Origin of the sequence: Chloroflexus aurantiacus J-10-fl, from assembly GCF_000018865.1 — a bacterium.
GTDB classification, from domain to species: domain Bacteria; phylum Chloroflexota; class Chloroflexia; order Chloroflexales; family Chloroflexaceae; genus Chloroflexus; species Chloroflexus aurantiacus.
Map to the genome: position 1 here is coordinate 1408533 of NC_010175.1, position 13598 is coordinate 1422130.

At 57.5% G+C, this 13598-nt stretch carries 11 protein-coding genes; all 11 read left to right on the top strand.

Annotated elements, in window-relative coordinates:
- Positions 1-317: 317 nt before the first annotated feature.
- The 11 genes from CAUR_RS05325 (at position 318) to CAUR_RS05375 (ending at position 13543) form a co-directional block, all read left to right on the top strand.
- A complete protein-coding gene (locus CAUR_RS05325; protein ID WP_012256905.1) occupies positions 318-2387 on the top strand; it encodes a molybdopterin-containing oxidoreductase family protein in 2070 nt (689 codons plus the stop codon).
- Between the two features lie 50 nt (positions 2388-2437).
- The gene (locus tag CAUR_RS05330; RefSeq protein WP_012660589.1) at positions 2438-3115 is read left to right on the top strand and encodes a 3-keto-alpha-glucoside-1,2-lyase-like domain-containing protein; all 678 of its coding nucleotides are present in this window, start codon (positions 2438-2440) and stop codon (positions 3113-3115) included.
- Positions 3116-3145: 30 nt separating this feature from the next.
- Positions 3146-3598: a peptidase associated/transthyretin-like domain-containing protein gene (locus tag CAUR_RS05335; RefSeq protein WP_012256907.1), complete on the top strand. Its 453-nt coding sequence runs from the start codon at positions 3146-3148 to the stop codon at positions 3596-3598.
- A 711-nt stretch (positions 3599-4309) separates the two neighbouring features.
- Positions 4310-5551 (top strand): putative sugar nucleotidyl transferase, encoded by a 1242-nt coding sequence (locus tag CAUR_RS05340; protein ID WP_012256908.1) that lies wholly within the window; start codon positions 4310-4312, stop codon positions 5549-5551.
- A gap of 3 nt (positions 5552-5554) precedes the next feature.
- Complete coding sequence (gene selA, locus CAUR_RS05345; RefSeq protein ID WP_012256909.1) at positions 5555-6913, top strand: L-seryl-tRNA(Sec) selenium transferase; 1359 nt, start codon at positions 5555-5557, stop codon at positions 6911-6913.
- The gene (locus tag CAUR_RS05350) at positions 6910-7515 is read left to right on the top strand and encodes a nucleotidyltransferase family protein (RefSeq protein WP_012256910.1); all 606 of its coding nucleotides are present in this window, start codon (positions 6910-6912) and stop codon (positions 7513-7515) included. The genes selA and CAUR_RS05350 overlap by 4 nt, the downstream gene beginning before the upstream one ends.
- 117 nt (positions 7516-7632) lie before the next feature.
- The gene (gene rpsF, locus CAUR_RS05355; RefSeq protein WP_012256911.1) at positions 7633-8070 is read left to right on the top strand and encodes a 30S ribosomal protein S6; all 438 of its coding nucleotides are present in this window, start codon (positions 7633-7635) and stop codon (positions 8068-8070) included.
- Positions 8071-8122: 52 nt separating this feature from the next.
- The gene (locus CAUR_RS05360) at positions 8123-8539 is read left to right on the top strand and encodes a single-stranded DNA-binding protein (RefSeq protein ID WP_012256912.1); all 417 of its coding nucleotides are present in this window, start codon (positions 8123-8125) and stop codon (positions 8537-8539) included.
- Positions 8540-8542: 3 nt separating this feature from the next.
- Positions 8543-10096, top strand: a complete 1554-nt coding sequence (locus CAUR_RS05365) for a peptidylprolyl isomerase (protein ID WP_242605074.1) — start codon at positions 8543-8545, stop codon at positions 10094-10096.
- A gap of 45 nt (positions 10097-10141) precedes the next feature.
- The gene (locus CAUR_RS05370) at positions 10142-11059 is read left to right on the top strand and encodes a PH domain-containing protein (RefSeq protein WP_012256914.1); all 918 of its coding nucleotides are present in this window, start codon (positions 10142-10144) and stop codon (positions 11057-11059) included.
- Positions 11060-11758: 699 nt separating this feature from the next.
- The gene (locus CAUR_RS05375) at positions 11759-13543 is read left to right on the top strand and encodes an ABC transporter substrate-binding protein (RefSeq protein ID WP_012256915.1); all 1785 of its coding nucleotides are present in this window, start codon (positions 11759-11761) and stop codon (positions 13541-13543) included.
- Positions 13544-13598 lie beyond the last annotated feature (55 nt).

Consider the following 13598-nt stretch of genomic DNA (forward strand, 5'->3'; position numbering starts at 1 on the left):
TATGGGGGAGAGCAGCTTCGTTCGTGTCATCATAGACTGGATTGATTGCCTTGCCTGCGCATCATGCGCGTCTCGCGTCGTTTGGAGTAGGGGCACGGCATGCCGTGCCCCTACGACTCCCGGCGTACCAGGTAAGTAAGACGCAGGTGTCGCCCCTACGGGCGTCCAGCGGTGCATCGTTCAGGTGCAGTATCGGGGTCATCGTTGACTGATGTGTCACGACCAGATTTGATATCATCCAGTTCTGAAGCGGATTCTGGTCACAACAATTTGAGAGTGCTACAATACGTAAAATAACCGCTAGCGGAGAGATTGCTATGACAACACAACGTGTTCGTGGTTGCTGCCCGCATGATTGCCCCGATACCTGTGCCACCATAACGGAAGTGCGTGATGGACGGGCAGTCGCGTTTTATGCCGATCCTGAACATCCGATCACCCAGGGCTGGCTGTGTGCCAAAGTCCGTCCGTACCTCGAACGAGTGTACAGTCCTGATCGGCTGCTCTACCCACTCCGTCGGGTAGGACCAAAAGGCAGCGGACGCTGGGAACGGATAAGCTGGGACGAAGCGATCACTACCATCGCAGAGCGCTGGCAGGCAATTATCGCCGAATACGGTGCTGCTGCGATCCTGCCCTATTCGTACAGCGGCACGCTGGGTTTGCTGCAAACGGCGATTGTTGATGCCCGCTTGTGGAACCGGATGGGAGCCAGCGGTCTGGATCGAACGATCTGCTGTGCTGCTGCCCACGCTGCTGTCTATGCCACGCTCGGTGCCCGCCGCAGTCCTGACTACGACGACCTGCGGCACAGCCGGCTCATAATCCTTTGGGGACATAATCCGGCCAGTGCCGGCCCTCACGCAATGCCGTTTATCCGTCAGGCACAGCGTGCCGGTGCCTATGTGGTGGTGATCGATCCACGACGGACGGCTACCGCTCGCTCTGCCGATCTCCATCTGGCGATCAGGCCGGCAACCGATGGGGCGCTGGCCTTGGGCATGATGAATGTCATCTTCGCTGAAAACCTGCACGATGAGGCATGGTTAGAAGCGCATACGGTTGGCTGGCGTGAATTGCGCGCGCGGGCTGCCGAATATGATCCCGAACGGGTAGCAACCATTACCGGACTGCCGGTATCAACCATCATTGAACTGGCCCGTCGCTATGCAACCACCAAACCGGCTATCATTAAAACAGCCGACGGTATTCAACGCCATCAGAATGGTGGTCAGACCTTCCGGGCACTCCTTTGCCTGCCGGCGGTTGTGGGACAGTACGGTGTGCGTGGCGGTGGCCTGGCCTATTCCACCGGCGGTTATGCAACGTGGGATGCGGAAGCCGTTGGTCATGCCTCTGAATGCCCACCAGTACCGCGGACTGTCAATATGAACCGTCTTGGCGCGGCTCTCACCGGCGAAGTAACCGATCCGCCGATCATGTCCCTCTTTGTCTACTGCGCTAACCCTCTCGCTTCATCACCCAATGCCGGCCTCATCGAACAGGGGTTGCGGCGTGAAGACCTCTTTACCGTCGTCCACGAACTCTTTATGACCGATACGGCCCGCTACGCCGATATTGTCTTGCCGGCAACCAGTCAACTCGAACACCTCGATCTGCACCGTGCCTATGGCCATCGTTATCTCACGCTTAACCAACCGGCAATTGCCCCCTTGGGGGAAGCGAAGAGCAATTGGGACGTGACCCGCTTGCTGGCGCAGGCGATGGGCTATAGCGAACCGTGGCTGCACGAGAGTGCGGAAGAGGCGATCCGTGGTGTCCTCGATGCCTCGCGGGCACGCAATCCATTTCTGGCCGGCATCACCTTTGAACGTCTGCAACAAGAGGGAACCATCCGGCTCACACTGTCACCAGAGAACGAAGTGCCGTTTGCTGATGGTCACTTCCCAACCCCATCAGGCAAAGTTGAATTGTGGAGTGCGACCATGGCGGCTCAGGGGCTTGATCCGCTTCCCCATTATGAACCACCGGCTGAGTATGTCGCACATCCGCCGGAGGAGGGATGGCTAACCCTCATCTCAGCCGCTGCTCACCATTTTGTCTCGTCAAGTATGGCCAACCAGCCCAGTTTGCGGGCAAAAGAGGGAGAACCGACTATCGAGATTAATCCGGTCGATGCTGCCGCGCGCAACATTCGTGATGGTGACGTTGTCGTTGTCAGTAATCAACGAGGGCAGTGCCATCTGCGTGCAGTTGTGAGTACCAACGTACCGCCCGGTGTTGTCTCTGCGGTCAAGGGCCACTGGCCTTCACTCTCGCCCGATGGGCGAAATGTCAACTGGACAACTCCCGATGCACTGGCCGATCTGGGTGGACAGAGCACATTTCACAGTAATCGGGTACAGGTCTGGCCATCACGCATCTGACAGCATCGTGACATTCCCTTCACAGCACAACCATGAAAGGAGTGGGTGTCGTGAAGCGGCTCGATTGGGGAAAAACCGGTCAGTCGATGACTGAAATTACCATTCTGTTGGCACTGGTGGCAGCAGTAGCGATTTCCGGCTTAATGCTCACCGGTGAAGGCACCCGTGATGCGCTCTGTCGGGCAGCAAGTGCGTTCGGGAGCACCTGTGGCGATCTGTTTCGCGACGATTTTTCCAATCTCAATAACTGGACTATTCAGAACGGACGCTGGCAAATTCGTGAGGGACGCCTTTGCATCGATGGGCCAGGGCGGATCTATCGCTCATTTGATCGCAGTGACTACGTGATCGATGTCAGCCTGGCCCGTCTGACCAGAGGGAATGGCTATGGCCTCTTCTTCCGCGACTCGGGTGGGCCAAAATTCAATGGCTACTCGTTCCAGTATGATCCGGGCTACGGGCGAGGGGCATTCATCATTCGCAAGTGGATCAATGGTAATGAGCTGGCAGTGCCGATTGCCCGCGTAGAGGCACCCGCCGGCTACGATTGGTATGGCTCAGATCGCACAGTGCGCCTGGAGGTACGCGGGAATACATTTGTTGCCTCTGTCGATGGTCAACCGGTTGTTCAGGCGCGTGATAGCAGTTTTAATCAAGGCGGTATCGGCTTCCGCAGTTGGGATGCATCGAGTGCCTGCTTCGATGATGTGAGTGTGCGCAGGCCGTGAGGACGTGGCAATGTTCTCGAAGGTGGCATTATGACCGACGAACAGCGATCATCACAACCGCCACAGGGGCAATTTGATCCCGATTACTATGTGCAATGGCAACCACCGGTTATTCCACCAGGCCAGGGACGACGAGTGGTGCGGATCGCGATTGTCTTCTTGAGCGGTGTGCTGGTACTTATCGCTTTGATTGCACTCTGGCGGAGTAATCTGATAGCTCTGCCCGGTGGTCGGGGTGATATTGTGGGGCGAGTAGCAGCACCGGCCGAGGGAGCAGTGGTCTTTACCGGGACAGATTTCACTGAAATTCCGGTTGCAGCGGATGGCAGTTTCATCGTGCGTGGTGTGCCTTCAGGACGGCAAATACTCTACGTTGCGTTTGCCGGCACGGCCTGGGAAGTTGCGGTTGACGTGCCCAATCAGGGAACGGTTGATGTGGGTGTAATTACGGTTCAGCCAACTGCCGAACCGGTGCAGCGGTAAACAGGTGGTGCGGTCGCTAATCGGCACTGATAACTATAACTATCAACCTCATAGAGCGAACGCACTACTGATCACGATTGTCGTTTCGTTGGACGCCGTTATCCCCAATCTATCCACGACACCCTGTCGTAATGTGGATAAGTGAACGAAAATTGTGGATAACTTTTGCATAGCGGTGGATTACAGATTGATAACACACTATCGTTCTGATCCATCTCGATATCAAATCTGGCAGTGTCTGTAGCACGTGGTTCGGCGGTCAGCAGCATGGTTTCCATACTCCAATGGAGCGTGCATGATGTTCCACTAGAACGTATCTCTTAAAGCTGTGCTGTCGTGCTACCAGCCTGTCGCACAGGCTCATAAACGCTTGCCAATCACCACGACAGCCTACCCTGCTCCTGGCCCGTTGGCAACGCGCAGCTCCGGTCGTGCCATCACGCGCTGGATGGGTTGCCTTGCCCGCTTGTCATGCGCATGTCGCGGCGCTTGGCGTGCGGCAGCATGGCTGCCACACCAGTCGTGCTCACGATCCGGCACGGGTCACGCCGTTGCCCCTGCCGGTCACGAGGATGCTGTGACTGCTCATCACGATCAATGAATGAGATAACTTCTAGCTTCGTTCTATTCAGTTCCTTGCCAACAATGTATTCTATGCTATGCTTTGAGTGAGCAGTATCACCACACGTATAGCCATGGTCGCAAAACCTTATGACCGTCATCCTGTTTGAAGATGAACTCTGGCGCCATTTTGCTACGCTTGTTCAGGCCCGTCCGGTCTTTGAACTTCGCTGTGGGGCATTTTCAACCCGTGAACGGGTTGCCGCCATTCTTGACCAACCGGCTTACGGTCTCTGTCGTGCCCACCTGATGCCCCACTTTGGCCCTGCCGGTGGACTGGCCGAATTGCTGGCCCGAAGTGATCCGGTCATCTTCGTGAATGGTCGGGCCCTCAATCTGGAGTGGTTGCCGGCACTTGTCTGTGAGCCGATCAACACTGCCTACATTGCCAGTGAAACGCTCCTCGGTGCTCGCGTATCGCCGGCTCTGGCCAGTGCAATCATCTATTATCTTCGTGAGCAGCAGGCTGAAGCCGCACGTGACGAGTTGCTGCGCTTTGCCCGGATGCGCGAGTTGCAACTCACTGCACCACTGCTGAGCTATCCCTGGGATCTCATCACTCAGGCCGGCGAACAGCTCATTCGTGATGAACCATTGCTGGCCCGTCGGTTACCGCTGTTGACAACCGATGCACCTCACGTCATCGCCCATGGCAAGCGGGTCTACGTCGATCCGACGGCGCAACTGGCCGGGCCAATCGTGTTTGATAGTCGCGACGGGCCGGTCTTCGTCGAGGCAGCGCAGATCGAGCCATTCAGTTACATTCAGGGGCCGGCCTACATTGGCCCAGGCACCCTGATTGCCAGTGCTCGTATCCGTGCCGAAACCTGTATCGGGCCGGTGTGTCGGGTTGGCGGTGAGGTGGAGGCGTCGATCATTCACGGCTATTCCAACAAACATCACGATGGCTTTCTCGGTCATAGCTGGCTAGGGGAATGGGTGAATATCGGGGCAATGACGACCAATTCCGATTTGAAAAACAACTATGGTTCGGTGCGCGTGCTCCTCGAAGGCATCGGCCAGATCGATACCGGTATTCTAAAGCTGGGCTGCTTTCTGGCCGATCACGTGAAGCTGGGGATCGGTCTCCATCTGACCGGTGGAACGATGATTGGTACCGGATCGAATGTCTTCGGTATGCATAGTGCGCCAAAAAACGTTCCCCATTTCACCTGGGGCGGCGAGGTCTTTCGCGAGTACCGCATTGATACTATGATCAGCGTAGCTCGTATCGTAATGGCACGGCGGAAACGCGAGCTGACGCCCAGTTACGAGCAGGTGCTGCGCAAGGCTTTTGAGATAACGCAACCAAGTCGTGATGGTCTGGGATAGACAATGACGTTCCGCGCCTTACCCAGTGTTGATAGACTCATCCGCGCCGTCCGCAGCGACGGGGCCGATATGCCGCACGAACTGGTGCGTGAGGCTGCCCGTGCTGTTCTCAACGAGGCGCGGACATCTATCAGTGCCGGTCATCCGCCACCCGATCTGTCTACGCTGGTAGCGGCTGTCCAGGCGCGCCTGCGCGCAGATGTGACACCCAGCCTGCGTCCGTTGATCAACGCCACTGGGGTCATCATCCAAACCAACCTCGGTCGGGCGCCGTTGAGTGCTGCGGCTTGTGCGGCGATGCAGGAAGTCGGCAGCGGTTACAGCAATCTCGAATACGATCTGGCTCAGGGCGAACGTGGTTCGCGTCACGTTCATCTCGAATCGCTCCTCGTTCAGCTTACCGGCGCCGAGGCAGCCCTGGTCGTGAACAACAACGCCGCTGCCGTCTATCTGGTGCTCATCGCCATGGCTGCCGGACGCGAAGTGATTGTCTCACGTGGGCAGGCAGTAGAAATCGGTGGTGGCTTCCGCATTCCCGATGTCTTACGGGCAAGCGGCGCTCTCCTGATCGAAGTTGGCACGACCAACCGCACCTATGCCCGTGACTATACCGCGGCCATCACCGAGCGCACCGCTCTGATCTTGCGCGTCCACACCAGTAACTTTCGCCTGATCGGGTTCGTCCACGAACCACCTCTCGCCGAGTTAACCGCGGTTGCCCATACCCATGGTATACCGCTGCTCGATGATCTGGGGAGCGGAACTCTGATTGATACCCGTCAGTTTGACCTGCCGCCTGAGCCAACCGTGCAGGAGAGTGTTGCTGCCGGTGCCGATCTGGTGACATTTTCTGGCGATAAGCTGCTCGGTGGGCCGCAAGCCGGTATCATCGTCGGGCGTCGTGAGCTGATCGCCAGACTGCGGCGTCACCCACTTGCCCGCGCCTTACGGGTTGATAAGTGTACGATTGCCGGCTTAACCGCGACCCTGCACAGTTATCTGCGTGGCACTGCCCTACGCGAGATTCCGGTCTGGCAACTGATCAGCACCCCGTTGAGCGCATTGCAGGCGCGCGCAGAGCGTATTGCCGGCGCCCTGCGTGCTGCCGGCATTCCGGCGCAGATGGTGGATTGTGCCAGTGCGATTGGTGGCGGTTCACTCCCCGGTGCAACGCAACCCAGCGCCGGTGTCGCTCTGCCCCCTGTTGGCTGTGGGGCTACCGTGCTGGCGCACCGGCTGCGCATGGCCAATCCACCGGTGATAACCCGGATTGTTGATGATCAGGTACTGTGCGATCTCCGTAGCGTTTTTCCACACGAAGATACCACCCTGATCAATGTCGTGCGTGAGGTCTGGCAATGAAAATCTACGGTCTCCTGCTGGCTGCCGGCCAATCTTCTCGTATGGGGCAACCCAAACAGCTCCTATCCTGGCGTGGTCGCCCGTTAGTGACGTATATCGCCAGCGAAGCTCTCGCCAGTCACCTGGCCGGCCTGACCGTGGTCGTGGGTGCTGTCGAGGCAGCCGTGCGTACCGCCGTACACAATCTCCCCCTCACCATCATCACAAATCCAGCCTACAGCGCCGGCTTAAGCACCTCGCTCGTAGCCGGTCTGCGTGCCTTACCCGACGATGCCGCTGCTGCGATGGTATTGCTGGTTGATCAGCCCCTGGTCACTACCCGGTTGATCAACCAGCTCCTCAGTGCCTATCAGGCAACCCCCGGTGCAGTAGCGCTCGTTCCGTTGTACCAGGGTCAGCGTGGCAATCCGGTCATCATTGCCGCCTCACTCTTCCCCGAACTCTACACCCTGCACGGCGACACCGGCGCCCGTGTCATCTTTCGCCGCTACGCAGATCGGGTTATCGAGCTGGAAGTTGACGATCCGGCTGTAGTTACCGATGTTGATACCCCAACTGCCTGGGAAGCGCTGACGCAGCAAGAGAGTGAACAGACCCCCTGACACCATATCAGTCAAGGTATGCTATAATCGCGTGATGTCACGGGGAGCGTGAATCGGGAAGCTCCCCAATAGTCTTTCTGTTTCGCCATCTCGCCGGAGCGCGCTGCCGGTGATGCAATGAGCGAAACATCGCCAGAGGAGGATTTTGTGCGCGAACGTCGTCGAGAGTACGAACTGGTTGTTATCATCAACCCATTGTTTGCCAACGAAGAAGGCATTACGGCGAATATTGACCGGATCAGACAGACTGTTGAGCAACTCGGCGGGAAGATTAACACGGTGAGCCAGTCGTCGCCGTGGGGACGCCGCAAGCTGGCGTATCCCATTCGGGAATACGTGACCGGTGAAGCCAGCCGTCGTAAGTTCACGGAAGGCTATTACGTCTTCTTCACCCTCGAATTGAGTGCGGCAAAGGTTGCCGAACTCGACCGGGCTATCAGGTTGAATGATAACATTCTCCGCCACCTGCTGGTGCTGGTCGAAGAGAAATCGGTTCAGGTGACACCTGTCGAACCGGCAGAGTCGGAAACAGAGGAAGCGCCGAGTGAGGCATAGGCGTTTACCGGTGTGCTGGTAGCGATTGGGACAACTGTGGAGGGAAGACGCCATGGCGCGTGATCTGAATAAAGTGATGATTATTGGTCGTCTTGGCGTCGATCCCGAACTACGTTACACCGCATCCGACGCACCGGTCGCTACGTTTCGTGTTGCTGCCAGTCGCCAGTGGCGTGACCAGAATGGCGATCTGCACGATGAGACCGAATGGTTTAATGTTGTTGCCTGGAATCGATTGGCTGAAATTTGCCACCAATATCTGAGTCGGGGCGCACGGGTGTATATCGAGGGCCGCCTGCAAACGCGAACCTGGGAGGATGCGCAGAGTGGTCAGACCCGTTCACGGGTTGAAGTGATTGTGCAGGATATGATTTTGCTCGATCAGCGTCCATCCCGTTCTGATGAACCGTCGCGCGGCCCTCGCCGTGAACCACCGCCCGATATTGGCGATGATGATATTCCGTTTTAGCCTATGTCACAAACACCCAAACCGCCACGGAGCGCACCGTCATCGGCGCCAACCCCTGTGCCGCGGCGTCCATCACGTCGCCGCATGGAAGAAGAGCGCCGTCAGCGCCTGATTATTATCGTAACAGCGAGTGCGCTGGTCATCGCTCTGCTCGCCGTTGCGAGCGGATTGATCTACGAGCAGCTCTGGATACCCAGCCGACCGGTCGCCCAGGTTGGCTCAGTTACGTTAACCCGTAGTGATTACTGGCGTGAACAGCGCATCGCATACGCCCGGCAGATTATCCAGAATTTTCAGTTGCTTGATCTCTTTGGTAACAATCCCCAGATTGCGCAGCAGTTCCAGGGCCGCAGTATCGTGATCGATCAGCAGATCCGCGCGTTGCGCCGGGCTGAAGTTGATCAGCAAGTGGTGTCGGAATGGATTGATCGCCAGATCAAGCAGCGGGCAGCCGGGGAATTCGGTATTACTATTAATGATGATGAGGTCATTCAGAATATCGTTGCCGATCTTGGCTTCATCTTCATTCCACCACTACCCGAACCGACACCGACGCCCGATTCTAATGTCACCCCAGAACCGACGGTCGATCCGGCGGCAACGGCGACACCAGAACCAACCGCAACTCCATCGCCAACCCCTGGTGGTCCAACCCCGACCCCAGAGCCGTCACCGACACCGGTGCCTACCTTCACCCCAGAACCGACGCCGCTACCGGCTGAGGCACGGGTGCAGTTTGATCAGATTATCGATGAGGTGTTTCGCCGCTACGAACTCGAACTGATCGTCACCGAACGTCAGCCAGAGTTAAGCAAAGACGAATTCCGGCAGGCGTTGCTCGATCAGTACCGGGAGCGGTTGCTTAACGAGCAGATTCAGGCCCGGCTGGTACCCGAAGATGGCTTCACCTACAAGACAGAGGCAGAACGGGTTAGTGCACGCCAGATCCTGGTTGCCGTTACCCCCCCGGCTGAGGCGACTCCAGAGCAGATTGAAGCAGCGTTTGCAGCGGCTTTACCTGCGGCACAAGAGATTGTTGCGCAGCTTCGGAATGGTGCCGATTTTGCTACACTGGCCGCCGAGCGCTCTGACGATATTGGATCGCGTGAGAATGGCGGTGATATTGGTTCGTTCGACCGGAATGGCTTTGCCGATAATGGTGCAACCTATCCGCCGGAGCTGGTAGCGGCTGCCTTTAGCCTGCCGGTCAATCAGGTCAGCGATCCGATCCGCACCCAGTTTGGCTGGCATATCCTGGAAATCACCGATCAAACGATCCCCTCCCAGGAAGAACAACTTAGCCAGGCCCGCACCGAGGCGTTTGACCGCTGGATCGCTGAACAGCGGGCAGCCGCCGATGTCCGTCGTTTCCCCGAACCAACACCAACACCGACGCTGGCGCCGACCGAACCGGTACCAACACCGGTACCCACGTATCTGCCAGGCCCACCGACGCCATTCCCAACGCCAACGCTGGCGCCGACGGTCGAGATCACCGCAGAACCCACGGCAGAAGTAACGCCAACACCAACGTCGACTGCAACCACAACACCGTAACGCTCACACGTGCCGGAGCGCCTGGCTCCGGCACGCAAATGACCTATGCAACGCTGGCCACCAATTCCATCCTCAAGAGTCTGGATCAGCCTCGCGCTCGCCGTGCTGAGTCTCATCGGTGCCGGTTGGTTGATAGTGCGCCTCGCTACCAGACTAACCGGATCACCAGAACAATGGCCCATCGATGGCTTGCTCTTTGGTGAAGCAATGCTGGCGCTTGGGCTGATCATCCTCGCTGTCGTGCTCCTGTATCGGTTTGGCGCTGCGCTTACACTCCGCTATAGCCTTGATCGCAATGGTCTGTACGTCTCATGGATAGGCAGTCGCGCAATCATCCCGCTCAATATGATTGATCGCATCGAACAGGGTGCTCTGGCGATTGGCGACTGGCGTACTGCGTTTGCCAGCATCGGCTATTACCATGGACGAGTGAAAGCGCTGGATGGAACAGTCATCCACCGTTTTACTACCCGTCCGCTGGCCGAGGCACTGGTTATCTACGCCGGTCAGGAAGCCTACGCGATCTCGCCTGTTGACCAGGAAACCTTTGTCCAGGAGCTGGAGCAACGGCGTCGCCTGGGTGCCATACAGACCCTGGCGCCCGGTGTTCAGGTTGCCCGCTTTCTGGTCTACGACTTTTGGGCCGACCCGGTGATTCGCCAGATTCTTCTCAGTACGTTTGTGCTGAACCTGCTGCTCTTCGGTGTGCTGGCGTTTATCTATCCAACCCTACCGGCGCAGATTGAGTGGCGGGGTGATCAGATTGGTGCGGCAGCCGAACTTGTGCCACGGGTGCGTATCTTCTTTCTGCCTGTTGCAGCCCTGATCATCGCCTTGCTGAATCTGGCCGGTGGACTGATCGTGTATCGTCGTAGCCCCCTGGCAGCCCGGCTCTGGCAGGGATTTTCGTTGGGTGTGCAAATCTTCTTTGCCATCGCTGCGGCGGCTGTGCTGGGATCGTGATCCGGTAGTATCGCCGCAGAAGAAGCAGCTTCATACTACCTCTTCCTCAACAGGCTGTATTGTGCTGACATCATCCCCGTGCTGAAGCATCATCAGGCGTGCCACCGGCGCACGCTGGTACGTCGTCACCGTATGGGAGCGTTGGCATAGCGCACCCGTGCTCAGGTGCGGCGTTAGGGTCATCGGTGGCGAGCGTGTCACGCATGCGCTGCTCGCAGCGGTGATCTGCGATATGCACCCGCTCTAACCCGTGCCTGCTGGAGGCGGGAGACGCCAGTACAGGATGGCATCCGCTGTCGCATGATGGTAGGTGTGCAATTCACCGTTGGGAAGGGTAGACGTGCGGTTTCAGGTGGTGGACGAGCCAGCGGCGCGTGCTCCTATATTACACCAGATTTGCTATCAGGGGTATCTCAATAACAATATGTTGCGGTAGCAAATAATTGTCTTGACAGGTTTCAATAGAACGTGTTACGATCACAATCATCGAACGGGGAATTTTCCACATGTGCAAGGGTGCACTACGCAATTGATACGGATGTGCTTGACCTGAGTTAAGAAAGGAGGGATGTATACCATTCTCTGACTCACACCCTACTCACCCAAAAACCGTTTCTGTCCGGCGTAGTGCGGCTTTGCCGGTGTTCCTCGCTTCGAGTGTTTTGTTCGCCTGACAGATACCTTTCAAGGAGTGTTGCGATGAATTTGCTTTACTGGCGTCGCTCGCTCGCACTGGCTCTCCTGTTTGGGTTACTCTTACCCATCCTCGCAGCCTGTGGCGGTGGTTCCACGCCGGCAGCTCAACCGACAACGGCCCCCGCCGAGCAACCAACAACCGCTCCCGCCGAGCAACCAACAACCGCCCCCGCTGAACAACCAACTGCCGCGCCGGTTGCCGGCACTGCGCAACCCGGCGTTCTGCGCCTCGTGACCGGTTCTGAGCCGGAGAACATCGATCCACAAAAATCGAGCTTCGTCAACGAGATTCAGTTCATCATGATGGCCTATCAGGCGCTGATGACCTTCGATCTCGATATGAATCCTATTCCTGGAGCTGCCGAAAAGGTTGAGGTTTCAGAAGACGGTACCGTCTACACATTCACCTTACGGCGCGATGGCAAGTACAGTGATGGGACACCGCTGACGGCACGTAACTTTGAATACGCCTGGAAGCGTCTGGCCGATCCTGAGACTGCCGGTGAGTACCAGTCGCTGCCGTGTGGCATCATCAAAGGCTACAGCGAGTACAGTGCCGCTGCGTGCCAGGGTCTGTCGATGGAAGAGGTCATGCAGCTCGATCTCGAGAAGCTGCGCGACGAATTTGGCGTCAAGGCCATCGATGACTACACGCTGCAGATCGAGCTGGTCGCACCTGCTCCCTACTTCCTCAGCATGGCAGCCCTCTGGATTGGCGCACCGGTGCGTGAGGAGGATGTTGCGAAGGGTGACGACTGGTGGTACTACCCGGAAAACTACATCGGTAACGGCCCGTTTGTGCTCAAGGAGTGGGAGCACGACAGCAAGGCAGTGTGGGAGCCTAACCCCAATTACGTCGGTCCGCTGGGTCCGGTCAAGCTCAAGCGGGTTGAGTACTACATGATCACCGACGGTCAGGTAGCGTTCCAGGCTTATCAGAACGGTGAGATTGACATCCTCGGTGTGGGTGCCGAAGACCTGGCAACCGTTCAATCTGATCCCGTCTTGAGCAAGGAAGTAATTGACGTACCCGGTTCGTGTACCTTCTACTTCGGCTTCAACCTGGCGAAGCCACCGTTTGACAACAAACTGGTGCGGCAGGCATTTGCCCAGGCGCTCGACCGTGAAGCGTATGTACGCGATGTCTTCCAGGGTCTGGGGACACCGACCTACAGCTTTATTCCACCCGGTTTTCCTGGGTACCAGCCTGATCTGAAGCTGTGGGAGTTTAACCCGGAGAAGGCGAAGCAGACGCTCGCCGAAGCCGGCTATCCGGATGGGCAGGGGCTGCCTGAAATCCGGCTTACCTATTCAGGTACGGCACGTAACAATGCTCGCTTCGAGTGGGTAGCCAACCAGTTCAAGCAGAATCTGGGGATCGATGTGATCCTTGATCCGATTGATCCGACAGCCTTTGCTGCGGCCACCAAGGACAATCCGCCGCAAATGTTCTCGCTCGGCTGGTGCGCCGACTACCCCGATCCGCAGAACTGGATCTCGTTGTTCCAGACCAACGGTCTGCTCAGCGCACGGGTGAACTACTCGAACCCGCAACTTGATGAGCTGGTGCGCCAGGCTGACGTTGAGCAAGACCCGGTGAAGCGGGCCGAACTGTACGCTCAGGCGCAGAGGATTCTGGTCGAAGATGCACCGGTGGTCTTTATGCTCAACAACGGTGGGCCGGTACTGGTGAAGCCATACGTGAAGGGTATCACACCTGACACCATCACCCCACTCGATTACTGGCTTGGCTTCTTCAACCTGCCCAACGTTGATGTCCAACCATAGTCGGCGTTCCTGAAGCCCTATCGGTGGCGCGAGATAACCTGCTCGCGCCACCAGA

Excerpts from the sequence above, each read along its gene's own strand:
- CAUR_RS05325 (WP_012256905.1), top strand. The coding sequence starts at position 318 with ATGACAACACAACGTGTTCGTGGTTGCTGCCCGCATGATTGCCCCGAT.
- CAUR_RS05335 (WP_012256907.1), top strand. The coding sequence starts at position 3,146 with ATGACCGACGAACAGCGATCATCACAACCGCCACAGGGGCAATTTGAT.
- CAUR_RS05340 (WP_012256908.1), top strand. The coding sequence starts at position 4,310 with ATGACCGTCATCCTGTTTGAAGATGAACTCTGGCGCCATTTTGCTACG.
- selA (WP_012256909.1), top strand. The coding sequence starts at position 5,555 with ATGACGTTCCGCGCCTTACCCAGTGTTGATAGACTCATCCGCGCCGTC.
- CAUR_RS05350 (WP_012256910.1), top strand. The coding sequence starts at position 6,910 with ATGAAAATCTACGGTCTCCTGCTGGCTGCCGGCCAATCTTCTCGTATG.
- rpsF (WP_012256911.1), top strand. The coding sequence starts at position 7,633 with ATGAGCGAAACATCGCCAGAGGAGGATTTTGTGCGCGAACGTCGTCGA.
- CAUR_RS05360 (WP_012256912.1), top strand. The coding sequence starts at position 8,123 with ATGGCGCGTGATCTGAATAAAGTGATGATTATTGGTCGTCTTGGCGTC.
- CAUR_RS05365 (WP_242605074.1), top strand. The coding sequence starts at position 8,543 with ATGTCACAAACACCCAAACCGCCACGGAGCGCACCGTCATCGGCGCCA.
- CAUR_RS05370 (WP_012256914.1), top strand. The coding sequence starts at position 10,142 with ATGCAACGCTGGCCACCAATTCCATCCTCAAGAGTCTGGATCAGCCTC.
- CAUR_RS05375 (WP_012256915.1), top strand. The coding sequence starts at position 11,759 with ATGAATTTGCTTTACTGGCGTCGCTCGCTCGCACTGGCTCTCCTGTTT.